Origin of the sequence: Azospirillum sp. HJ39, assembly GCF_041507355.1 — a bacterium.
Classification (GTDB): Bacteria; Pseudomonadota; Alphaproteobacteria; order Azospirillales; family Azospirillaceae; genus Azospirillum; species Azospirillum thiophilum.
The window spans coordinates 341,379-363,168 of the sequence record NZ_CP167910.1 but is presented as its reverse complement, the minus strand read 5'-3'; the positions used below and the strand labels follow the sequence as shown (position 1 = coordinate 363,168).

Here is a 21,790-nt window from a genome sequence, read left to right as displayed (position 1 = left end):
CCATGCTGCATCACCTGATCCGTCAGGCCGCCCAATCGGGATTCGCCCAACCCGGCCTCGATGGCTCCCCCGCCTTCGGCCATCTGCCTGCACCGTCGCGCCGCGGCTTCCTGAAGGCCATCGGCGCCGGGGCCGGCGCGCTGGTCATCGGCGCCCACCTGCCGCTGCCGGCGCTGGCGGCGGACGCCGCGCCGAAGATCGTCGGCCCGGCCGACCCGCGCCCGCAGCTGTTCGTCATCGTCGCGCCCGACAACACCGTGACGGTGCTGGCCAAGCATCTCGACATGGGCCAGGGCATCGTCACCGGCCTCGCCACCATCGTCGCGGAAGAGCTGGACGCCGACTGGAGCCAGCTGCGCGGCGCCTTCGCCCCGGCCGACGGCAAGCTCTACGCCAACCATTTCTTCGGCATCCAGGGCACCGGCGGCTCGACCGCCGTCGCCAACAGCTGGGACGAGCTGCGCATGGCCGGCGCCGCCGCCCGCGCCATGCTGGTCTCCGCCGCGGCGGCGCGCTGGAAGGTTCCGGCCGGCGAGGTGACGGTGTCGAAGGGCGTGGTCCGCCATGCCGCCAGCAACCGCAGCTTCACCTTCGGCGAGCTGGCGGAGGAGGCGGCGAAGCTGCCGGTGCCGCAGCAGGTCAAGCTGAAGGAGCAGAAGGACTATGTGCTGATCGGCAAGCCGGACCTGCACCGGCTGGACCATGTCAGCAAGACCGACGGCACCGCCGTCTTCGCCATGGACATCCGCCGCCCCGGCCAGGTGACGGCGGTGCTGGCCCGCAGCCCGCGCTTCGGCGGAACGGTGAAGAGCGTCGACGATGCCGCCGCCCGCAAGGTGGCCGGCGTGATCGAGGTGGTGACCCTGCCGGTCGGCGTCGCTGTGATCGCGAAGAACACCTGGGCCGCCATCCAGGGCCGCGAGGCGCTGAAGGTGACCTGGGACGACGCCAAGTCCGAGATGCGCGGCACCGACGCCATGCTGGCCGATTTCCGCAAGCTGGCCGACCGGCCGGGTGCGGTCGCCGCCGGCAAGGGTGACGCCGACAAGGCCATCGCCGACGCCGCGGCCAAGGGCGGCCATGTGGTGGAGGGCGACTATGTGTTCCCCTACCTCGCCCATGCGCCGATGGAGCCGCTGAACGCGGTGGTGGCCCTCAACCCCGAGGGCGGCTGCACCGTCTGGGCCGGCTCGCAGTTCCAAACCGTCGAGCAGATGGCCGTCGCCGGCGTCCTCGGCTGCAAGCCGGAGCAGGTGAAGATCGAGACCCAATGGGCCGGCGGCAGCTTCGGCCGGCGTGCCACCACCAACGCCGACTACATCGTCGAGGCGGCGATGATCGCCAAGGCCTATCCCAAGGCCCCGGTGCATCTGGTGTGGACGCGCGAGGACGACATCAAGGGCGGCCGCTACCGTCCGATGGTGCTGCACAGGATCAAGGCGGCGGTCGATGCCAAGGGCGCCATCGTCGGCTGGAAGCAGCGCATCGTCGGCCAGAGCTTCATGGCCGGCACGCCGTTCGAGGCGGTGATGGTCAAGAACGGCGTCGACGCGACGATGGTCGAGGGCGCGTCGGACATGGCCTATCCGGTGCCGAATCTCGCCGTCGACGCGCACACCGCCGCCTCGCCGGTCACCACCCTGTGGTGGCGGTCGGTCGGCCACACCCACACCGCCTATGCCAAGGAGGTCACGATCGACCGGCTCGCCAAGGCGGCCGGCAAGGATCCGGTCGCCTTCCGGCTGGAGATGCTGAAGGACCATCCGCGGCTGGCCGGCGTGCTGAAGCTGGCGGCGGAGAAGGCCGGCTGGGGCCAGCCGCTGCCCAAGGGCAAGGGCCGCGGCGTCGCCGTGCATGAGAGCTTCAACACCTTCGTCGCCCATGTCGTCGACGTGACGGTCGGCGACAAGGGCCAGTTCAAGGTCGACCGCGTCGTCGTCGCCGTCGATTGCGGCGAGGTGGTCAATCCCGACATCGTCAAGTCGCAGATGGAGGGCGGCGCCGGCTGGGGCATCGGCCATGCCCTGCGCGGCGAGATCACCATGACCGACGGTCTGGTCGACCAGGGCAACTTCGACGGCTATCTGCCGATGCGGATGTCCGACATGCCGGCGGTCGAGGTCCACATCGTGCCCTCGCGCGAACGGCCGACCGGCGCCGGCGAGCCCGGCGTCCCGACCGTCGCTCCGGCGGTGGCCAACGCCGTCTTCTCGGTGACCGGCCAGCCGTTGCAGACGCTGCCGTTCAGCCGCGGCGGCACCGTCAGCTGACGGGACGGGGCGCCAGGACCGGGCGGCATCAGCGCCGCCGCCCGGTCTGCGCCCCGGCCTCCGTCGCGATCTCCTCCCGCACCTCCCGGTACCAGCGCAGCTTCTCCTCGAAGGGCAGGCGGGCGAGGCCGCTCGGCGAGGGGACCACCACATCGGCGACGCCGTCGAACAGCGGCCGCTCCTGCACGCCCCACGGCGCGTCGGGCAGGCCGGTCGCCGCCAGATAGACACCCTTGCCGGTATAGGCCAGCACCCGCGGCCGGACATGGGCGACGATCCGCGCCAGCCGCGGCACCCCGCCGCGCAACTCCGCCCGCGACAGCTCGGCGGCGCTGGCGGTTGCCCGCGCCACGAGGTTGGTGGAGCCCAGCCCGATGGCCGGCAGGGTCACGTCCTCCTCCGGCCGGTACAGCCGCGGGGTCAGCCCGGCCGCCGCCAGCAGGCGCCAGAACTGGTTGCCCCGCCCGGCATAGTGATGGCCGAGCGCCCCCGACCGCAGCCCCGGATTGAAGCCGACGAACAGGCAGTCGAGCCCGGGCGCCACGATGTCGGGCAGCGGCCCGGCCGGCTCCGGCAACCCCTCCGCCGGCATGGCGGGACCATCGTCGAACAGATCCATGGTGCGATCCTCCCGGACGGGAGAGGAATACAGGATTGTGCCGTCCCGCTCAAAGCGAGGCGGCGACCGCCGGGGCGGGCGGGCTGCTCCGCTCGTCCTGCAGCAGCGCGGCGACGCGGTCGGTCAGCCGCAGGGCCAGCGCGACGATGGTCATGGTCGGATGGTCCGCCCCCATGGTCGGAAAGACCGAGCTGCCGGCGACATAGAGATTCCCCACCCCATGGACGCGGCCGTCGGCATCGACCACGCCGTGACGCGGCGACTCATGCATGCGCGTGGTGCCCATATGGTGCCAGCACCAGCCGACGTCGGCCATCGCCGCCGCCCCCCTCTCCGCATCGCCCTCCCCGCCTCCATCCTCCCCATCGCCATCGACGGAGATCAGGCCCCGGCGCAGCAGCTCCTCGCGCAGCAGGCGCTGGGTCTCGGCGGCCCCCCGGCGGTCCTGGTCGGTCAGCCGCCAGTCCACCCGCGGCAGGTTGCAGCCGAACGGGTCGGTGGCATGGTCCAGCGTCACCCGGCTGTCGGGGTTGGGGACCGGCTCCAGCACCGTTTCCAGGGTGAAGCGGCGCGGCAGCCAGCCGGGATCGATCGTGCTGTCGAACAGGGCGTGGACCAGCTGCGGCAGGCTGCGCAGGATGCGCGGCCCGGCATTGCGCAGCAGGCTCGCCGCCTCGTCCTCCGACACGCCGAAGCGGCGGCAGCGGTGGCGGGACGGCAGCAGCCGCAGGTCGCGCATCGCCTTGAAGGCGTCCAGCGCCCCGGAATGGTAGGAGGCGACCAGATAGGTTCGGGAATTGGGCAGCTCGTGCCGCGCCTGCAGTTCCGCGGTCGGCGACAGCGCCAGCGCCACCGGCGGGTGCGGCCGCCGCAGCCGCCGCCGGGCCAGGCACAGGCTGACGTCGTAGAGCCTGCGGTGCTGCCTCTGCTGGGTCAGCCGCACCGGCCCGGTCTTGAAACGCGGATGGTCGGCGAAGCAGCGGCCGACCAGATCGTTGCCGTTGCCCAGCCCCGCCGCCTGCACCCCGTTGGACAGCAGCAGGATGCGCGCGTTCTCGATCCCGCCGCAACCCAGCACGAACAGCCGCGCGCCGACGGTGAAGCCGGGGCCGCCAAGCGTGCGGACCCGGACCCGCTCGACCGCGCTGGCGGTGGCGTTGGTTTCCAGCCCGGTGACGTTGGCGTTGAGGAAGGCGGTGATGTTGGCGGCGCGCCCGATCTCCGCCCGGTAGGCCTCGCCCATGCGGATCGGCGGGCTGAGCTGGGCGACGCGGTTCTCGAAATCGCTCCCGTCCAATTCGCCGCCCATTCCGCCGGCGGCCCCGTCCAGGGGAAACAAGGCGGCGTTCGGCCCTCCCACCCGCTCCATCCAGAACCCGTTGCCATAGTCGAAGGGGCCGAGGCCGAGCACCTCCTGCGAGCGCTCGTAATAGGGCATCAGCGCCTCGCGCGCGATCGGCCAGCCGCTGCCGGGGATCCAGGGGCGCCGGGCGAAGTCCCCCGGCTCCAGCGGCCGGGAGAAGCCGCCCCAGCAGTTGGTGCTGCCGCCCAGATAGCGGCTGCGCGCGGTGGTCAGCCGCTCATAGGGCAGGCCGACGTTGCGCCCGGCATAGAGCGCCTGGGAGATGCCGTCGACCTCCAGCCCGCCGCCCTCCAGCAGGACGACGCTGCACGTCCCGCCGGCCAGTTCGCGCGCCATGGTCAGGCCGGCGGCGCCGCCGCCGACGATGCAGAGATCGCAATCGATGTGCGTGCCGTTCAGGACATGGCGGGCGTCACGTAACAAGCGGGCCTCCGTACCGGGGACATAAGCCGTTTCTTCTTGCCCCGGACGCGTGGCCTAGGCCGAGCGCGCATTCGGCTATACCCCCGGCGCGCTACGTCGTTCGCCCCGCTGCACGCCCGGTGCACGAAAGCGGCAGTGCGGCGGTTTCGGAACGCCGGCCGGTCTCGCCGGTTGAAGGAGGGAAGAACGGCGCTCCGGCTCCGGCCGTCGGCCGGGACCGGAGCCCGGATCGACCACCATGCACCAGCAGGAACAGCCGCCATGAAACGCCACCATCTTCTCGCGACCGCGGCCCTGATGCTGTTCGCGGCGCCCGCCGTCTCCCTGGCCCAGACGCCCGCGCCGGCCAAGACCGCCACCCAGGCGGGCCAGCCGGCGCAGGCCGACAGGACCTTCGCCGAGAAGGCCGCGATCGGCGACATGTTCGAGATCCAGGCCGGCAAGCTGGCGCAGGAACAGGCGAAGGACGGCGGGGTCAAGCAGTTCGGCAGCCATATGGCAGCCGACCATACCAAGACCTCCGAGGCCATGAAGGCACTGGCACAGCAGAAGTCGATGACGCTGCCGACCAAGCTCGATTCCGACCATCTGCAGAAGCTGGATCACCTCCGCGCCTTGAAGGCCGACCAGTTCGACGCCGCCTATCTGCAAGGCCAGCTCGAGGCCCACCAGGCCGCCGTCGCCCTGTTCCGCACCCAGGCCGAGACCGGCAAGGACGCCGACCTGAAGCGCTTCGCCGCCCAGACGTTGCCGACGCTGGAGCAGCATCTGCGCCAGGTGCGTGACCTGCGCCCGGCCGTCGCCTCCACCGGAACCTCCACCGTTCACCCCACCCAGGCGAGCACCAGCTTCGAGACGCTGATGGGCAAGGACGTCTACGGCCAGGACGGCAACAAGCTGGGCGACGTGGCCGACATCATCCTCGACCCGCAATCCGGCGACGCCACCCAGGTGATCCTCGACCGCGGCGGCATCCTCGGCATCGGGGCCAGGCAGGTGGCGCTCGACTACAACCTGCTGAACACGGACGGAAACCGCATCGTCGCCCGCCAGGTGACCGAGGATCAGGTCAAGCAGATGGCGGAATTCGAATATGACGGCACCACCGTCTCGCTGGGCAAGCGCGGCAGCGACGTCAACCATACCGGAACCGACCACAGCGGCACGGCTCCCGGCGCAGTTGGCGGCCAGACCCGCAATCCGCAGTAACGAGTCGCAGCACTCCCCGATAACCAGCCGTTTCCGATGGCGGGAGTCCCGCCCCGCCATCGGCAAGGGTCAACCAACGGAGACATCGCGATGGCGAACGCCAGCAAGAAGCACATGGGCACCGGCGCGCAGGGCAAGGGAAGCGGCACCGGCGCCACCACCGACCTGCCCGCCGGCTCCATCGGCGACAACGTGGTGCTGTCCAACCGCGACAAGTCCCGCCACACCGAGGCGCGCGGCCTGGACGGCAAGACGATCCAGACCGAACAGATGCAGGAGCACTCCGCCAACCGCGACCCGGAACCCGACCGCAACCCAAGGGAATGAGCGGTCGCGCGGAGCAGCCGCCCCGCCCTTCCCTCAGCCCCGCCAGAAGCGCGGCATGAACAGCACCAGCACGGTGAACAGCTCCAGCCGGCCCAGCAGCATCGCCAGCGACAGCAGCCATTTGGCGGAATCCGGCAGGGACGAGAAGGTCCCGGCCGGGCCGATGATCTCGCCCAGCCCGGGGCCGACATTCGCCAGCGCCGTGACCGCGGCGCTGGCGCTGGTGATGAAGTCCAGCCCCAGCGCCATCAGCGCGATGGTCACCACGCTGTAGGCGGTGAAGAACAGCGCGAAGAAGACGATCACCGACCCCAGGACATCGTCGTCCAGCCGGCGGTTGCCGTACTGGCGCGGAAAGACGCCGCGGGGATAGATCAGGTGCAGGAAGTGGGTGCGCAGCACCGTCACCATCACTTCGAACCGGAAGATCTTGATGCCGCCGGCGGTCGAGCCGGTGCAGCCGCCGATGAAGGTCAGCCCGAAGAAGACGCCGACCGCCAGATTGCCCCATTGGCTGTAGTCGGTATAGGCATAGCCGGTGGTGGTGACGACCGACACGACGTTGAAGGCGACCAGACGCAGGGCGTCGGCGAAGCCATGGCCGTGGGTCGCCGCCAGCCAGATGCTCAGCGGCAGGATCACCGCCGCAAGGAAGCCCAGATAGGTCCGGACCTGGCTGTCCTTCCACAGCGCGTCGCGCTGGCCGGCCAGCGTGCGGACATAGAGGACGAAGGGCAGGCTGCCCAGCAGCATGAACAGCGTCACCAACCAGTGCAGCAGAGGGCTTTCGAACTGCCCGACCGACCGGTCGGAGGTGGAGAAGCCGCCGCTCGACAGGCTGGTCAGCGCATGCACCACCGCTTCGAACGGGGTCATCCCCGCCAGCCAGTAGCTGACGCCGCCGATCAGCGTCAGCCCGGAATAGACCGCGGCGATGGCCTTGGCGATCTGCTGGGCACGCGGCAGCACCTTTTGCGACCGGTCGGAGGATTCGGTGCGGAACAGTTGCATGCCGCCGACGCGCAGCGCCGGCAGCACGGCAACGGCGACGCCGATGATCCCGATGCCGCCCAGCCATTGCAGCAGCGCCCGCCACAGGAGGATTCCCTCCGTCGTGAAGTCCAGCCCGACCAGAACGGTCGAGCCGGTGGTGGTCAGCCCCGACATCGTCTCGAAGAAGGCGTTGGCGTAGTTCAGGGACAAATCCGGGAAATGGCCGAACTGGAAGGGCAGCGCCGCGAAGGCGGCGGTGGCCGTCCAGGTCAGCGGTGTCAGCAGGAAGGCCTGGCGCAGCGACAGGCCGCCCTGCAGGTGGCAGCGCGTGGCGAGGGCCAGCGCTCCGCCGCAGCCGCCGGTGAAGGCGGCGGAATAGAGGAAGACCCGGGAATCCGGATTGCCATAGGCATGGTCGACCGCCGCCGGGATCAGCATCGTTGCGGACAGCGCAAGAAGCACGATGGCGACGATGAAAAGGATCGGCCTCAAATTCGGCATGATGTCTTCGTGCTTGGACGAGGGCGGGGGCGATGGCGGGGAGACGGCACCGCTCAGAAGAATTCCAGCCCGACGGCGAACAGCCGCTCGACCTTGCGCACGAGGTCCGCGGTCGCCATCACGATGACCCGGTCATGCGGCTCGATCACCGTCTGCCCGGTGGGAATGATGACCTCCCCGTCGCGGACCAGGGCGCCGATGGTCAGGCCGGACGGCAGGCCGATGGAGCCGATCGGACCGCTGACGGCGCGCGAGGTTTCCAGCGCCTCGGCCTCGACCACCTCGCCGAAGCCGTCGCCGATGGTCTGCACCGCGGCGACCCGGCCGCGCCGCACATGGCGCAGGATGGATGACACGGTGACCGCCGCCGGGTTGACGACGACGTCCATTCCCAGCCCGGCGACGATCGGCGCGTAGGAGGTCTTGTTCAACAGCGTGATCGCCCGGCCGCAGCCGGCGCGCTTGGCCAACAGCGAGGTGAAGACGTTCGTCTCGTCGTCGTTGGTGACGGCGACGATGGTCTCGGCGCGGCCGACCTGCGCCTCCTCCAGGATCTCATGGTCCAGCGCGTCGCCGTTCAGCACCACCGTGCTCGACCGCAGCGAGCGCGAGATCAGCTCGGCCCGCTCCGCGTTGCCCTCGATCATCTTGATCGAGATGCCGCGCATCTGCCGTTCGACGATCTGCGCGAGATTGAAGCCGACATTGCCGCCGCCGGCGATGACCAGGCGGCGGGCCGGCGCCTCAGCATGGCCGAACAGCGCGACGACGCGGACGATGTCGGCGGTCCGGCAGACCAGATGCACGTCGTCGCCGAGCCGCAGCACGTCGTCGCCCTTCGGCACGAAACCGGTGCCGCCGCGGAAGACCACGAGCACGGCGGCGCGGACGTCCGGGAACATCTCGGTCAGCCGGCGCAGCGGGGTGTCGAGCAGGGGTGAACTGGTGGTGCAGTGGACGCCGACCAGATGCACCTTGCCGTCGGCGAGCGGCACCATCTCGAACGCGCCGGGGGAACGCAGGCGCCGCGCGATGCTGTGCGCGATCTCCACCTCCGGCGAAATGACGACGTTGATCGCCAGATGCTGTTCGGCGAACAGCTTCGCCCATTCCGGCCGCAGATAGGCCTGCTTGCGGATCCGCGCGATGCGGACCGGGATGTCGAACACCGAATGGGCGACCTGGCAGGCCACCATGTTGACCTCGTCGGAATGGGTGACGGCGATCAGCATGTCGGCATCCCGCGCGCCCGCCTGCGCCAGCACGTCGGGGTGGGAGGCATGGCCGACCATCCCGCGCACGTCGTGGCTCTCGTCCATCCGCTGCGCCAGCTCGGTCGAGGTGTCGATCACCGTGATGTCGTTGTCTTCCAGCGCGAGATGCCGGGCGATGCTGGCCCCGACCTGCCCCGCCCCACAGATGATCGCCTTCATTCGGTTCCCGTCCCCGGCTCCGCCCACCCGACCCCGGCTCATGCCGGCGTTCGTCGGTGAGGAGATGACCGCAGGAACGGCCCGTTGCAAGCGGAATGGCGTTCGGGGCCCGCCGTCACCCCTTGCCAACCCCCCGTCATCCCCCCTTGCCGTCACCCCCGCCGGGCCAGCCCGCCCTTCAGCTTCAGCACATAGGTGATGACCTCGGCCACCGCCTGGTAATGCTGGAGCGGGATGACCGCATCGACCTCCGCCGTGGCGTGGAGGGCCCGGGCGAGCGGCGGATTCTCGACGATGGGGATGCCGTGCTCCTGGGCGACGGCACGGATGCGCAGCGCGATCAGGTCGGCGCCCTTGGCGAGGCAGACCGGCGCTGCCGTGCGGCCGCGCTCATACTCCAGCGCGACGGCGAAATGGGTCGGGTTGGTGATGACCACCGTGGCGCGCGGCACGTTCGCCATCATCCGCTTCTTCGAGCGCGACCGCCGGATGTCGCGCAGCCGGGCCTTGGCGTTGGGATCGCCCTCGATCTGCTTGAACTCGTCCTTGACCTCCTGGTGGCTCATGCGCAGGCGGCGGCGCCATTCCAGCCGGTTCCACAGCACGTCCACCGCCGCCATCAGGACGGTCGCCAGCAGGACCGCCAGCAGCAGCCGCAAGGTCACGTCCCGCAGCAGGTTGGGCAATCCGGCGACGTCCATGCCCACAGTATCCTCCGTCCAAGCGATGTAGGGCGCCAGCGCATGCCACGCCGCCGCGCTGATGATGGCGAGCTTGACCAGGCTCTTGACGAATTCGACCAGAGCCGGGCGGCCGGCGATCCTCTTCCAGCCCGACCCCGGCGACAGGTGCGACAGCTTGGGCCGGATGCGGTCGGCCGCGACCACGAAGGGCCCCTGCCCCAGCGCCGACAGCACCACCCCACCCAGCAGGATGCCCAGCACCGGCAGCAGCACGACGGCGCTGCCGGCGATCAGCCAATGCAGGTTGTGGATGACGTCGGCGGCGCTGCCGTCGATGCGGATGTCGTCCGGATTCTCGATCAGCGGCAGCAGCAGCGCCGACAGCCGCGCCGCCGCATCGGGCGCCGCCATCAGCACGATGATCCAGGCCGCCAGCATCGCCGACAGCAGACCGACGTCTCGGGCACGGGGAACGTCGCCCTTCTCCGCCGCCTCGCGCAGGCGTTTCTCGGTCGGTTCCTCGGTCTTCTGCCCGTCGTCCTCTCCGGCCATCGCTCAGCTCCCCGACAGCCAGCCGCCGAGCGCGGCGACGAAGGCGGTCAGCATCGCGCCGGCGGTCGCCATGAACAGGCCGAGCCCGACCATCAGCATGCCGGGCGTGGCGACGAAATAGACCGGCATCGCCGGCATCACCCGGTTGACCAGCCCGAGCGCCAGGTTCATCACCAGCCCGTAGAGGATGAAGGGCGCCGCCAGCCCCACCCCCAGCCGGAAGGTGGTCGCCAGCAGCTGCGCGAAGCGCTGGGCGACCAGCCCGATCTCCGGGAACTCCCCGGCCGGCCAGGAACCGTAGGACCGCGCCAGCGCGCCGATCATCAGGTAATGCACGTCTGACGCGAACAGCAGCGCCAGCCCGCCGATCAGCAGCACGCCGGACAGCACCGACCCGCCCTCGAACCCGGCCGCCTCCATCGAGAAGGGGTTGCTGAGCCCGACCACCTGCGCCACCAGCGCCCCGGTGGTCTGCAGCGCGGCCATGAACAGCCGGGCGCCGAGGCCGAGATAGGCGCCGACCAGCGTCTCCCCGGCCAGCGTGCGCAGCATCTCCACCGGCTGCTCCGGCATGCGGCCGGGCAGCCCGTCGAGCCCCGGCAGCAGCACCAGCGTCAGGATGACCGCCAGCGCCGCCCGCACCCGCATCGGCACCGCCGCCTCGCCGAAGCCGGGCAGCAGGCTGATCGCCGCGGCGACCCGCGCCAGCACGACGAGCCCGCGGTAGATCTCCAGGGTCAGCAACTGGCTCAGAGCGTCCATCGCCTAGACCTGGTCGATGGTCTTGAGCGACGCCTTGCGGTGCAGCTCGGCATGGCTCAGCACCGGGGTCATCGGGCTGACCCGCTCCAGCAGCGAGCGGACGAAGGGCCGCACCTCCGCCCCCACCAGCAGGGCGGGCCAGACCTGGGGAGTCGCGTGCTTCTGGATCTTCAGCCGCACCGCGGTCAGGAACTCCTGCACCTGGCTGGGCGGCATGACGAAGCGGCGGTCGTCGCCCTCCACCGCGATGCCGTCGAGCAGCGCCTGTTCCCAGCGCGGGCTGAGCGCGATCACCGACACGAAGCCGTCCGGCCCGGCAAGCCCCTGGTGGATCTGCTGGCCCAGCCGCATGCGGACATGCTCGGTGATCAGCGTGATGTGGCGGGTCCAGCCGACGGCTTCCGCCACCGCCTCGACGATGGCCGGCAGGTTGCGGATCGACACCCGCTCCGACAGGAGCTGCTGGAGCACCCGTTGCAGCACGACCAGCGAGATCTGGCTCGGCACCATGTCGTTGATCAGCTTCTGGTACTCGCGCCCCAGCCCGTCGATCAGCTTCTGCAGGGCGGCGAAGGTCAGCAGGGTGGAGAGGTTGTCCTTGATGACCTCGGTCAGGTGGGTGGTGATGACGCTTTCCGGATCGACCACGGTGTAGCCCTTGGCCACCGCCTCCTCGTGGCGGGCGGGGTCGATCCATTTGGCATGGAGGCCGAAGGTCGGCTCGCGCGTCGCGTCGCCGGCGATGTCGGGCACCGCGCCCCCGGTGGGATCGATGGCGAGCAGGTGCTTTGGCCGCACCTCGCCCTTCGCCGCCTCCACCCCCATGATGCTGATGACGTAGCTCTTGGGGGCCAGGAAGCTGGAATCCTTGATGCGCACCGACGGCAGGATGAAGCCGAACTCGGTGGCGAAGCGCTTGCGCAGCGTCTTGACCTTGGTGGTCAGCGGGCCGTTCTTGTTGAGGATCAGCGGGACGAGGTGGTTGCCGACCTCCACCTTCACCTCGTCGACCTTCAGCATGTCCTCGACCGTCTCCTCCGGGGCGGCGGCGGGGGCCTTGCGGCTCTCGTCCAGCTTGGCCAGCGCGACCCGGCGGGCCTTGCGCCGCGGCGCGTACCAGCCGAGCAGGGCGAAGGCGCCGCCCATGACCAGGAAGGGCGCCATCGGCAGCCCCGGCGTCACCGCCAGCGCCGCCAGCAGCCCGGCCGCCACCAGCAGCGCCTTGGGATAGGCGCCGAGCTGGTCGATCACCGCCTTTTCGGCCGAGCCGATGTTGCCGCCCTTGGTCACCAGCAGGCCGGCGGCCAGCGACACCACCAGCGCCGGGATCTGGGTCGCCAGCCCGTCGCCCACCGTCAGCGTGGTGTAGGCGGAGGCGGCGCTGTCGAAGCTCATCCCCTTCTGGGCGATGCCGATGGCCATGCCGCCCAGCACGTTGATGACGGTGATGACCAGCCCGGCCACCGCGTCGCCGCGCACGAATTTCGACGCGCCGTCCATGGCGCCGTAGAAGGTGCTTTCGTCCTCCAGCTCCTTGCGCCGCCGCCGCGCCTCGATGTCGTCGATCATGCCGGCCGACAGGTCGGCGTCGATCGCCATCTGCTTGCCGGGGATGGCGTCGAGCGTGAAGCGGGCGCCGACCTCGGCGATGCGGGTGGCGCCCTTGGTGATGACCACGAAGTTGATCACCACCAGGATGCAGAAGATCACCACGCCGATGACGAAGTTGCCGCCCATCACGAACTGGCTGAAGCCCTGGATGACGTGGCCGGCGGCGCCATGGCCGTTGTGCCCCTCGCTGAGGATCAGCCGGGTCGAGGCGATGTTCAGCGCCAGCCGCATCATCGTCACCACCAGCAGCACGGTGGGGAACGAGGAGAAATCGAGCGGCCGCGGGATCCACAGCGACACCATCAGCACCAGCACCGCGACCGAGAAGGACAGCGCCAGCCCGAGATCGAGGAACCAGGACGGCACCGGCAGGAACAGCACCGCCAGCACCGTCAGGATGGCGACCGCGAACAGCACGTCGCGGTTCGCCAGACCGATGTCTCCGATCAGGCCGAACCGGCTGCGGACGTGATCCGTGAAGGTCATGGGGTCCCGGAATGGTTCGAGGGAAAGGGCGCGTTCCGGCAACGATAGGGCGCCGCGGTAAAACCGGGATTTAAGGCCGGGGCGGCATGGGCGCCCCTCCGCCCGCCGGGAAGGGGCCGCGGCCTTACGCCTGAGCCTCCCTCCGCTCCAGCCAAAACCAACGCGACCGCACCAGCCGCCGGCGGCGGTTCTCGACTCCCGCCATCCGGAACGACGGTGCGAACGTCGCGCCGATTTCGTCCGCGCCCATGGGCCGGTTGCTCGGCGCGTTCTCCATTACCCACATGAGATGCGTGGCCCCGGGACGGAGCAGCCGTGCGAGCGCGGCCGCATATCGCGCTTGGCCCTCCCGGTCGAGGCAATGAAAGCAACCGATATCGACGGAGAGGTCGAACGGTCCCGTCAGCAGGGAAAGCTCCCTGACGTCGTCCACGAGAAACTCGGGTCTGACCGGATCGCCGGCCACCCGTGACGTCGCCTTGTCGATGGCGACGGGGGAGAAGTCGACACCCGTGGCCCGGAGACCGTGCCGGGCCATGTATCTGGAAATCCGGCCGACGCCGCAACCGAGTTCCAGAGCACGGGCCGCCCCGTTTTCCGCGACCAGATCCTTCACCGCGCCGGGAATGCGCCAATCGCCCCACATCGTCAGCGGGGCCGAATAGGCCCTGTCGAATCCCCGGCTGTCTGTCGGCGCTGCCATCCTGTCCTCCTGCCGCATCGGTTCTTTCCATGCCACGCACATTTATATAGTATACTATAAATATCAAGGAGAATAGCACGCTATGAAAAATAGGGACGTGGCATGGGATCCGGCTTCGCAACCGACTTTCTGGATCAATCACGTGTCGCGGTTGTTGATGCGCGATTTCGAGGCTCGGCTCCGTCCCTTGGGCTTCGGAATGGCCTATCTTCCCGTCGTGATGGCGCTGGAAGAGCAGGGGCCGTTGCAGCAGAAGCAACTCGTCAGCCTGATCGCCGTGGAGCAACCCACCATGGCCGCCCTGCTTTCACGAATGGAGCGGGACGGCGTGGTCGTCAGAACACCCCATCCAAGCGACAAGCGATCCAGTCGATTCGATCTTTCAGCAGCAGCGCGCGAACGCATTCCGGACGCAAAGCGGGTGCTGGCCGAAATAGCCGACCTCGCACTCCATGGCCTCGGTCCGGATGAACGGTCCGCGCTGTTCTCGATGCTCCGCCATGTCGCCGCCAACCTCGGGGAAGGACGGGACATTTTTCCACCGCCACAGATTGCAGTGGAATAGTGTTGCCGGACCTGGGCTCGGCGGTCGAAGGACGCAGCCATCGGCGCATCCTTCAGGACGACACCGGTCGTCCGCCGGCCCCATGAAAATAGTTGACTAGGAAACAAGCCGTAGTTAGTTTCCTAGTTAATAAATGAAGCGGTCCCATGCAGTCCCCTGACACGGCCCCCGGCCTGAACGCCGTCTCCGGCCTGACCGATCATCTCGGCTACTGGATGCGTCTGGTGTCCAACCATGTCTCCTTCGCCTTCGCCCGCCGGCTGGAAGGCAAGGAGGTGACCGTGGCCGAGTGGGTCATGCTGCGGGAACTGTACGCGGCCGGTCCGCTCGCTCCCAATCGGCTGGCCGGACGGATGGGAATGACCCGCGGCGCGATCAGCAAGCTGGCCGACCGGCTGGTCGCCAAGGCTCTGGTCGCGCGCAGCGACAACCCGAAGGACGGCCGCGCGCACACCCTCGCCCTGTCGGAGGCCGGGGCGCTGCTGGTGCCGGAGCTGGCCCGGCTGGCAGACGAGAACGACGCCGCGGCCTTCGGCTTCCTGACTCCAGACGAGCGGGCGCAGATCGACCGGCTCCTGCGGAAGGTCGCCGCGGCGCATGGACTGAAGGGCAGCCCCCTGACTTGAGCGGGCGCGCAGGCCGTCACCCCGTCCATCACATCCCACTGCCAAGGAGAGTGCCGATGAACGCGCAGCAGACGTCGATCGCCCAAACCTGCCTTGCCGCCTCCCATGACGGCACCATGGACTTCCCGTCCATCGTCGGCACCCTCATTGCCGCGGGCTTTGAGGGCTACGCCGTCGATTACCGCCGCGGCACCGGCATCTACTACCTGCCTGACGGCGACAGCGTCGAGCTGCCGGCCGTCGCCGCGCCGGGTCCGGTCGCCGCCATCTTCCGGGCCGATGCGATCGCGGCCGCCGTGCGCGAGGCCCAGGCGGGCGCGCCCGGCTACAGCTACCGGGGATTCTGCGAAACGGTGACGGCGGCCGGCTGCGCCGGCTACATGGTTTCCTTCCCCGGCAGGCGGGTCGTCTATTACGGCCGCACCGCGGAAAGCCACGTCGAACATTTTCCGCAATGAGGGGAAGCGGCGGAACTCCGCGCGGCGTCCGGCCGGCTCAGTTCTGCCCTTCCGGCAGCAGCGGCCGTGCCGGCCCGTCGGCGAACAGGCCGGACAGGAAGCTCAGCCGGCCGCGCTCCGCCGCGGTCCAGACCGGCGCCGCGCCCACCGGGCCGGCCGCCAGCGTCTCCAGATAGCCCAGCGCCCCGGCGACCCAGCGCAGGTTGCCGGTCACGCGCTGGCGATAGGCCTCGCCGCGCTCCGACTGCGCCGAGTGGTAGCGGGCGACGGCGGTTTCCAGCGAGCCATGGTCGCGCCGCAGCGCCGACAGGAAGGAGGCCGCATAGCGGGCGTTGGCCGCCGGGTCGAAGGCGGTGGCGAGGTCGGGGAAGGCGTCGGGGTGCCAGCGCAGATTGACCTGGAGGCAACCGACGTCGATGGACTGCACGCCCCGCGCCTGCGCCGCCCGCACGAAGGCGATGGCGTCGTCGCGGGTCTGGAAATAATGGGATTTCCCTTCGGTGTTGACCGTCCAGGGCCAGGCGGTGAACAGCCTGTCCTCGGTCCGCCGCCCGGACTCGGTGAAGCCCATCGCCAGCAGCAGATGGTCGGCGATGCCGGCCGCCTTTTCCGCATCCAGGATGGCGGCAATGCATTGCGCTTCGGGCGGCAGCGCCTTCCCCGGCCGCTGGACCGGAGCATTCGGGGGAGCATTCGGGGGAGCCTTGGGCGCGGCATAGAGCGCGGTGCTCCACACCCCGATCTGAGAGGCGCCGGCCGGCGATGCCGCCGCACCGCCGGCCGGATAGGCGAGCAGGCCGAAAAAGGGAAGGCCGAGAAGGGGAAGGACTGCCCGCATCGGTCTGCGCCGCTTCGCCACTGCGCTAATCGATGGCGACAATCAGGTCGCTCAACCGATCCGCGTAGGTCGCAAGCGTACCATACATGAAGGGAAGCGCCAGCACCGTCACCGCAAGAATGGCGACGATCTTGGGCACGAAGGTCAAGGTCATCTCCTGAACCTGGGTCAGCGCCTGCACCAGCGAAATCGACACGCCGACGACCACCGCCACGATCAGCGGCGGCGCCGCGACCAGCAGGGTCGTCCAGATGCCGCTGCGCAGCACCTCCAGCACGTCGGCCTGATTCATGGCGGGGATCCTTCGCTTGTGGGGAGGGGGCCGGCGCGACGGCTCACACCGCGATCCGCATGATCTCCTGATAGGCCTGGACCATCTTGTCGCGGATGGCGACGACGCTCTGCACCGTCATCTCGGCTGCCAGCACCGAGCGCACCACGTCCTGCGCACTGGCCTTGCCCGACACCGCGGCCAGCGACACCCGCTCGCTCTCCTTCAGCGTGTCGACCGCCTGGGCGATCGACTTGTCGAGGAAACCGCCGAAATCGCTCTCGGCGCCGGCCGCCACCGCATCGGTGCCGCCGGTGGCGGAGAAGGCCGACGCGGCCGAGGCCGGCCCCTGGGCTTCGGCAAGGCCGCTGACGGCGGGGCTGCGGTTGGCGGCATAGGCGGCGGCGACGCGGCCGACGGACATCTCGATCATGGGATGGCTCCTCAGCTGCGCAGCAGGTCGACGACGCGGCCCATCATGGCGCGCGACTGTTCGATGACGTTCATGCTGGCCTCGAAGGCGCGGCCGGCCTCGCGCATGTCCATCATCTCGATCAGCGGCTGGACGTTCGGCTTCTTGACATAGCCCTTGTCGTCCGCCGCCGGGTGCGAGGGGTCGTAGGCGAGCTGGAAGTCGCTGCGGTCGCGGCCGATCTGCTTCACCTGCACCAGGTCGGCCCCGACCGAGCGGTCCAGCACGCTGTCGAACGACACCGTCTTGCGGCGATAGGGCTCGCCGCCCTTGGTCGTTGCGGTGGAATCGGCGTTGGCGAGATTCTCGGCGACCACCCGCAGCCGGGTCGATTGCGCCTGGAGGCCGGCGCCGGCGATCTTCAGCGTCGCGCCGAGGACATCGTTCATCATGGGGTCGTCTCCGTCGGGGGGCGCATCAGCCGTTGCGCCAGGCCATGCGCAGCATCTGCACATTGCGCTGGAACAGGCTGGCGGTCAGCGCGAAGGCGTCGCGGGTTTCGCTGCCCTTGATCATTTCCTGTTCCAGCGACACCGCGTTGCCCGAGGGGGTCGATTCCCACAGGCCGGCCTTGCCCTCCTCGCGGTAGGGACCGGTCGAGCGGGTGCCCACCAGATGCAGGCCGGCGGTGCGGGCGGTCTCCACCGGGCGGAAGCCGTCCAGCACGCTGTCGAAGGATTTCAGGTCGCGCGCCTGGTAGTCGGGCGTGTTGGCGTTCACGACATTCTCGGCAACCAGCTTCTGCCGCTGCGCCAGATAGTCCATGCGCGTCCCGGCAAGCTCGAAGAAACCGATTTTACTCAAATCCATTGCGACCTCGGTTCACCATGTCTTCGGATGGGCGCCTCTTCCCAAGACCGGATGGCGCCGGAACATGGGATCGGACGATGGACCCGCCGGTTTAAAGCCGGATTTAAATTCCCCCGGCTAGACTGCGTCCATCGATGACTTTGACGGAGACGGGGCCGATGCCGGCACTCGCCACCCTGGCGGCGGAACTCGACCGGCTGCCGACCCGCCGCTGGCGCGGCGAGATCCGGTCCGCCGCCGGCATGACGCTGGAGGTCGACGGGTTGCAGCGCGTGCTGTCGGTCGGCGACAAATGCCATGCCGAGACGCTGCGCGGCGGCCGGGTGCTGTGCGAAACCATCGGGTTCCGCAACGGCCGCTCGCTGCTGATGGCCTTCGACAACCTCGACGGGGTGGCGGAGGGCTGCGCCGCCGTCACCGACGACACCGCCTTCACGCTCAGGCCGGGGCCGGGCTGGCTCGGCCGCGTCGTCAACGCGCTGGGCGAGCCGATCGACGGCAAGGGTCCGCTGCGCAACGGCGAGCATCCGCGGTCCCTGCGCCAGCCGCCGCCGGCCGCCTGCGCCCGGCGCCGGGTCGGCAGGCGGATCGACAGCGGCATCCGGGTGATCGACAGCTTCGTGCCGCTGTGCCGCGGCCAGCGGCTGGGCGTCTTCGCCGGGTCGGGCGTCGGCAAATCGACCCTGCTGGCGATGGTCGCCCGCCATGCCGAGGCCGACGCCATCGTCATCGGCCTGATCGGCGAGCGCGGGCGCGAGGTGCGCGAATTCATCCAGGACGATCTGGGACCGGACGGGCTTGCCCGCTCCGTCGTCGTCGTCGCCACCTCCGACGAGCCGCCGCTGATGCGCCGCCAGGCCGCCCTGCTCTGCATGAGCGTGGCGGAGGAGTTGCGCGATTCCGGGGACCGGGGGGGCAAGCACGTCCTCTGCCTGATGGACAGCGTCACCCGCTTCGCCATGGCCCAGCGCGAGATCGGGCTGGCCGCGGGCGAACCGCCGACCGCCAAGAGCTATCCCCCCAGCGTCTTCGCCGAACTGCCCCGCCTGCTGGAACGCGCCGGCCCCGGCCCGGAGGAAGCAGGTGGCGGCGACATCACCGCAATCTTCACCGTGCTGGTCGACGGCGACGACCATGACGAGCCGATCGCCGACGCGGTGCGCGGCATCCTCGACGGGCATCTGGTGCTGGACCGCAAGATCGCCGAACAGGGCCGCTATCCGGCGGTGAACCTGCTGCGCAGCGTCTCGCGCACCCTGCCCGGCTGCCACGACGCGCGGGAGAACCGCATCGTCGGCCGCGCCCGCGCGCTGGCCGCCACCTATGACGGGATGAAGGAGATGATCCGGCTCGGCGCCTACAAGCGCGGCACCGATCCGGAGACCGACGCCGCCATCGACCTGCATCCGCGGCTGGAGGAGTTCCTGCGCCAGGGCAAGGAGGATCCCACCCCCGCCGCCGCCACCTTCGCACACCTGGAGGCGCTGCTTGCCGCCATCGGAGACCGTTCATGAGCGTCGATACCCGGCTGACCGCCAAGGAGCTGGCCGCCAAGGCCGTCACCCCGCCCGCCGCGCAGCGCGCCGCCCGCAGCGAGCCGGCCAGGACGCCGGAGAACAAGCTGAGCCTCGGCTTCGAGGATCTGGTTGATGCGGTGAACCCGCTCCAGCAGCTGCCGGTGGTGTCGTCGGTCTACCGCGAGGCGACGGGCGAGACCATCTCGATCCCCGCCCGGCTGGCCGGCGGCTTCCTGTTCGGCGGCTTGCCCGGCCTGATCGGCAGCGCCGCCATGGTCGCATTCGAGGAGGTCACCGGCGACAGCGTGCTCGGCCACATCGGCAGCCTGATCGACGGCGAGGAGCCCACCACCGCGGCCACGGTGGCCGGCACCCCGGCCGGAGCCCTGCCCTGGCTCGATCCCGGAGACGGCGGCGGCATGGACCCGTCCCTGCCCTCCCCCCAGGCTCTGGCGGAAGCGCTGCGGCGCAGGACCGCCCCGGCCGGAACGGCGCCGGCATCCGCGCAAGCGGCCATCCCGGCGGCCATTCCGACAGACGAACGGCCGGCGCCGCAGCTGCTGGCAAGGCTCTACAGCCTGGAAGCGACCGGCAACGCCGCCACGCCGGGACAGACGCGGCCGGAACAGACCCGCAAGGGCGCGTGACGCCATCCGCAACCTGGGGTCCGACGCCCTGGAGCCGTGCAGGAAAGCCGTGCTAGGATCTCCGCCAGTGCTTACGTGCGACGTCTCACATTGGGCGGGCGGTCAGGGTGGCGAAAGACGGCGACATCGACAATGCAGCTGCGGACGGCACCGCGGGCAGCGGACGGCGGCGGCTGTGGCTGCTGGTCGGGCATGGGGCGGTCGGGCTGGCCACCGCCGGCGCGTTCCTGCCGGTGCTGCCCACGGTGCCCTTCCTGCTGGTGGCCGGCTGGGCCTATGCCCGCGGCAATCCGGCCCTGCGCGAGCGCCTGCGCAACGACGCCCGGTTCGGCCATGCCGTGCGCGAGTGGCAGGACCGCGGCGCCGTCCCGGTCAAGGCCAAGGTGATGGCCGTCGCCGGCATGTCGGCCAGCTTCGCCGTCCTTGCCGTTTCGTCGCCGGGCTATCTGGTGCTGGGCGGCACCGGGCTGGTGATGACCGCGGCCGGCGCCTATGTGGTGTCGCGCCCGCTGCCGTCGGCCCGCCTCAAACCGGATCCCCGGCCCTGAACCGGCCCCCCGGACTCACATCCCCATGTTGTTGCGCGACGCCTGCTCGATGGTCTTGATGTGGGCCAGCCCCGGCAGGATCTCCGAGCGGATGAACTCCAGCCGGTGGATCGGGCCGCCGCCGCGGGAGAAACGGTGCTTCCACAAATTCATCTTCACCGCCAGCCCGCACAGCACCCCGCCGATGGTCAGGTGATGGGTGACGATCAGGTCGCGGATGCTGCGGAAGCTCTGCGGGTTGATGTCGCGCCAGAAATCGCGGGACCGGTTGTCGAAGCTCTCGAAACGGCCGGTGATCGAGGTCGAGATGTCGGTCAGGTCGTGGCCGATCTCGTCCAGCATGCGGCCCTGGCGGGCGTCGCGCCGGACCTCGCTGACCCGGTACAGCTCGGCCATCCAGCCGAGGAATCCCTGCACGTCGGGCACGATGTCGTCGAGGCAGCGCTTGAAATAGGCCAGCGACAGGAAGATGTCGGCATATTCCTCCAGGAAGGCCGGGATCTCGAGCAGCGGGATGTCGAGCCGGTCGGCGGTCAGCTGCAGCCGGCGCCGCGCCTCCTCCACGTCCGGCTGGGCGAACAGGCGGATCAGCTCGTCCATGCTGGAGATGCTGGCGCCCTGCGCGCCATAGACATGCTCGATCAGCGGCCGGGTGAAGACGCGCATGTAGCTGGTCAGCTCGGCCCGCTTGGCGGCCGACAGGCGCAGGGCGCCCGCCTCGTCGACGGCGATGTTCAGGCGGCGCAGCTCGAGCCGCAGGCTGTAGACGTCGAAGCTGGCGGACTCGGCGATCTGGCCGATCTTGCGCAGGTCGCGGCGGAATTCCGGCCCGGGGTCCGGCGCGGATTCCGGACCGTCATGACCGAAGCATTTCGGCAGCTGGTCGATCCTGATCTGGCCGCTGCCGGTCTGCACGTCGTTGAACAGCTCGGCCACCGTCTCCAGCCGGACATTCTTGATCAGCCGCGCCCGGCGCAGCCCCGGCGTCTCCAGCGGCAGGATCGACAGCGGCAGGATGTGCAGGGCGTCGCGCCCGTCATCCTCGTCGCCGCCAGCCTCGCCGCCGGCCCTGCCGCCGAGCGGCACCGGCCCGGCGCCTGTGG

The 21,790-nt window shown here is 69.8% G+C and carries 23 protein-coding genes; 9 read left to right on the top strand and 14 right to left on the bottom strand.

The genetic code is table 11. The features are described from left to right. Positions 1 to 2 precede the first annotated feature (2 nt). Entirely contained in the window at positions 3 to 2,270 is a 2,268-nt protein-coding gene (locus ABMY26_RS12290; protein ID WP_372396001.1) for a molybdopterin cofactor-binding domain-containing protein, read from the top strand. 28 nt (positions 2,271 to 2,298) lie between these two features. Here ABMY26_RS12290 and ABMY26_RS12285 read toward each other — a convergent pair whose 3' ends face one another. Together ABMY26_RS12285 and ABMY26_RS12280 are read right to left on the bottom strand one after the other, a co-directional pair. Beyond that, positions 2,299 to 2,889 carry a mismatch-specific DNA-glycosylase gene (locus ABMY26_RS12285; protein WP_372396000.1) on the bottom strand — a complete coding sequence of 197 codons (591 nt, stop codon included), beginning with the start codon at positions 2,887 to 2,889 and terminating at the stop codon, positions 2,299 to 2,301. A gap of 49 nt (positions 2,890 to 2,938) precedes the next feature. Then, positions 2,939 to 4,675: a GMC oxidoreductase gene (locus tag ABMY26_RS12280; protein WP_372395999.1), complete on the bottom strand. Its 1,737-nt coding sequence runs from the start codon at positions 4,673 to 4,675 to the stop codon at positions 2,939 to 2,941. Between the two features lie 261 nt (positions 4,676 to 4,936). On the opposite strand from ABMY26_RS12280, the gene ABMY26_RS12275 reads away from it, so the two are divergent. Together ABMY26_RS12275 and ABMY26_RS12270 are read left to right on the top strand one after the other, a co-directional pair. Further along, on the top strand, positions 4,937 to 5,884 hold the full coding sequence (locus tag ABMY26_RS12275) for a DUF4142 domain-containing protein (protein ID WP_372395998.1): 948 nt from the start codon (positions 4,937 to 4,939) through the stop codon (positions 5,882 to 5,884). Between the two features lie 90 nt (positions 5,885 to 5,974). After that, positions 5,975 to 6,211, top strand: a complete 237-nt coding sequence (locus tag ABMY26_RS12270) for a hypothetical protein (RefSeq protein WP_372395997.1) — start codon at positions 5,975 to 5,977, stop codon at positions 6,209 to 6,211. Between the two features lie 33 nt (positions 6,212 to 6,244). Here ABMY26_RS12270 and ABMY26_RS12265 read toward each other — a convergent pair whose 3' ends face one another. The 6 genes from ABMY26_RS12265 to ABMY26_RS12240 form a co-directional block, all read right to left on the bottom strand. Further along, a complete protein-coding gene (locus ABMY26_RS12265; RefSeq protein WP_372395996.1) occupies positions 6,245 to 7,705 on the bottom strand; it encodes a TrkH family potassium uptake protein in 1,461 nt (486 codons plus the stop codon). A gap of 53 nt (positions 7,706 to 7,758) precedes the next feature. Next, positions 7,759 to 9,138 (bottom strand): Trk system potassium transporter TrkA, encoded by a 1,380-nt coding sequence (gene trkA / locus ABMY26_RS12260; RefSeq protein ID WP_372395995.1) that lies wholly within the window; start codon positions 9,136 to 9,138, stop codon positions 7,759 to 7,761. Positions 9,139 to 9,290: 152 nt separating this feature from the next. Further along, positions 9,291 to 10,373: a flagellar biosynthesis protein FlhB gene (locus ABMY26_RS12255; RefSeq protein WP_372395994.1), complete on the bottom strand. Its 1,083-nt coding sequence runs from the start codon at positions 10,371 to 10,373 to the stop codon at positions 9,291 to 9,293. 3 nt (positions 10,374 to 10,376) lie between these two features. Continuing rightward, positions 10,377 to 11,135 (bottom strand): flagellar biosynthetic protein FliR, encoded by a 759-nt coding sequence (locus tag ABMY26_RS12250; RefSeq protein ID WP_372395993.1) that lies wholly within the window; start codon positions 11,133 to 11,135, stop codon positions 10,377 to 10,379. A gap of 3 nt (positions 11,136 to 11,138) precedes the next feature. Continuing rightward, positions 11,139 to 13,232 (bottom strand): flagellar biosynthesis protein FlhA, encoded by a 2,094-nt coding sequence (flhA, locus tag ABMY26_RS12245; protein ID WP_372395992.1) that lies wholly within the window; start codon positions 13,230 to 13,232, stop codon positions 11,139 to 11,141. A gap of 124 nt (positions 13,233 to 13,356) precedes the next feature. Beyond that, positions 13,357 to 13,935 carry a class I SAM-dependent methyltransferase gene (locus ABMY26_RS12240; RefSeq protein ID WP_372395991.1) on the bottom strand — a complete coding sequence of 193 codons (579 nt, stop codon included), beginning with the start codon at positions 13,933 to 13,935 and terminating at the stop codon, positions 13,357 to 13,359. Between the two features lie 82 nt (positions 13,936 to 14,017). Here ABMY26_RS12240 and ABMY26_RS12235 point away from each other — a divergent pair, with 82 nt between their 5' ends. The 3 genes from ABMY26_RS12235 (at position 14,018) to ABMY26_RS12225 (ending at position 15,584) form a co-directional block, all read left to right on the top strand. Beyond that, positions 14,018 to 14,500, top strand: a complete 483-nt coding sequence (locus ABMY26_RS12235) for a MarR family winged helix-turn-helix transcriptional regulator (RefSeq protein ID WP_372395990.1) — start codon at positions 14,018 to 14,020, stop codon at positions 14,498 to 14,500. 146 nt (positions 14,501 to 14,646) lie between these two features. Further along, a complete protein-coding gene (locus ABMY26_RS12230) occupies positions 14,647 to 15,126 on the top strand; it encodes a MarR family winged helix-turn-helix transcriptional regulator (protein WP_372395989.1) in 480 nt (159 codons plus the stop codon). A gap of 56 nt (positions 15,127 to 15,182) precedes the next feature. Then, positions 15,183 to 15,584 (top strand): DUF1398 family protein, encoded by a 402-nt coding sequence (locus ABMY26_RS12225; protein WP_372395988.1) that lies wholly within the window; start codon positions 15,183 to 15,185, stop codon positions 15,582 to 15,584. A 37-nt stretch (positions 15,585 to 15,621) separates the two neighbouring features. Here the strand turns inward: ABMY26_RS12225 and ABMY26_RS12220 are convergent, their stop codons facing one another. The 5 genes from ABMY26_RS12220 to ABMY26_RS12200 are packed head-to-tail and all read right to left on the bottom strand — an operon-like array spanning position 15,622 to position 17,975. Next, complete coding sequence (locus ABMY26_RS12220) at positions 15,622 to 16,422, bottom strand: lytic transglycosylase domain-containing protein (RefSeq protein ID WP_372395987.1); 801 nt, start codon at positions 16,420 to 16,422, stop codon at positions 15,622 to 15,624. Positions 16,423 to 16,447: 25 nt separating this feature from the next. Beyond that, the gene (gene fliQ, locus ABMY26_RS12215) at positions 16,448 to 16,714 is read right to left on the bottom strand and encodes a flagellar biosynthesis protein FliQ (RefSeq protein WP_045584893.1); all 267 of its coding nucleotides are present in this window, start codon (positions 16,712 to 16,714) and stop codon (positions 16,448 to 16,450) included. 43 nt (positions 16,715 to 16,757) lie between these two features. Then, positions 16,758 to 17,126 carry a flagellar hook-basal body complex protein FliE gene (locus ABMY26_RS12210; protein WP_372395986.1) on the bottom strand — a complete coding sequence of 123 codons (369 nt, stop codon included), beginning with the start codon at positions 17,124 to 17,126 and terminating at the stop codon, positions 16,758 to 16,760. 11 nt (positions 17,127 to 17,137) lie between these two features. Further along, the gene (flgC, locus tag ABMY26_RS12205; RefSeq protein ID WP_372395985.1) at positions 17,138 to 17,557 is read right to left on the bottom strand and encodes a flagellar basal body rod protein FlgC; all 420 of its coding nucleotides are present in this window, start codon (positions 17,555 to 17,557) and stop codon (positions 17,138 to 17,140) included. A 25-nt stretch (positions 17,558 to 17,582) separates the two neighbouring features. Next, entirely contained in the window at positions 17,583 to 17,975 is a 393-nt protein-coding gene (locus ABMY26_RS12200) for a flagellar biosynthesis protein FlgG (RefSeq protein ID WP_372395984.1), read from the bottom strand. A 158-nt stretch (positions 17,976 to 18,133) separates the two neighbouring features. Between ABMY26_RS12200 and fliI the strand changes: the two genes are divergently transcribed. The 3 genes from fliI to ABMY26_RS12185 all read left to right on the top strand — a co-directional run bounded on the left by fliI (position 18,134) and on the right by ABMY26_RS12185 (position 20,687). Beyond that, positions 18,134 to 19,489 carry a flagellar protein export ATPase FliI gene (gene fliI, locus ABMY26_RS12195; protein ID WP_372395983.1) on the top strand — a complete coding sequence of 452 codons (1,356 nt, stop codon included), beginning with the start codon at positions 18,134 to 18,136 and terminating at the stop codon, positions 19,487 to 19,489. Then, a complete protein-coding gene (locus ABMY26_RS12190; protein WP_372395982.1) occupies positions 19,486 to 20,139 on the top strand; it encodes a hypothetical protein in 654 nt (217 codons plus the stop codon). The genes fliI and ABMY26_RS12190 overlap by 4 nt, the downstream gene beginning before the upstream one ends. A gap of 107 nt (positions 20,140 to 20,246) precedes the next feature. Next, the gene (locus tag ABMY26_RS12185) at positions 20,247 to 20,687 is read left to right on the top strand and encodes a YbaN family protein (RefSeq protein ID WP_372395981.1); all 441 of its coding nucleotides are present in this window, start codon (positions 20,247 to 20,249) and stop codon (positions 20,685 to 20,687) included. A 15-nt stretch (positions 20,688 to 20,702) separates the two neighbouring features. On the opposite strand, the gene ABMY26_RS12180 is transcribed toward ABMY26_RS12185, so the two are convergent. After that, positions 20,703 to 21,773: a hypothetical protein gene (locus ABMY26_RS12180; RefSeq protein ID WP_372395980.1), complete on the bottom strand. Its 1,071-nt coding sequence runs from the start codon at positions 21,771 to 21,773 to the stop codon at positions 20,703 to 20,705. Positions 21,774 to 21,790: the final 17 nt, after the last annotated feature.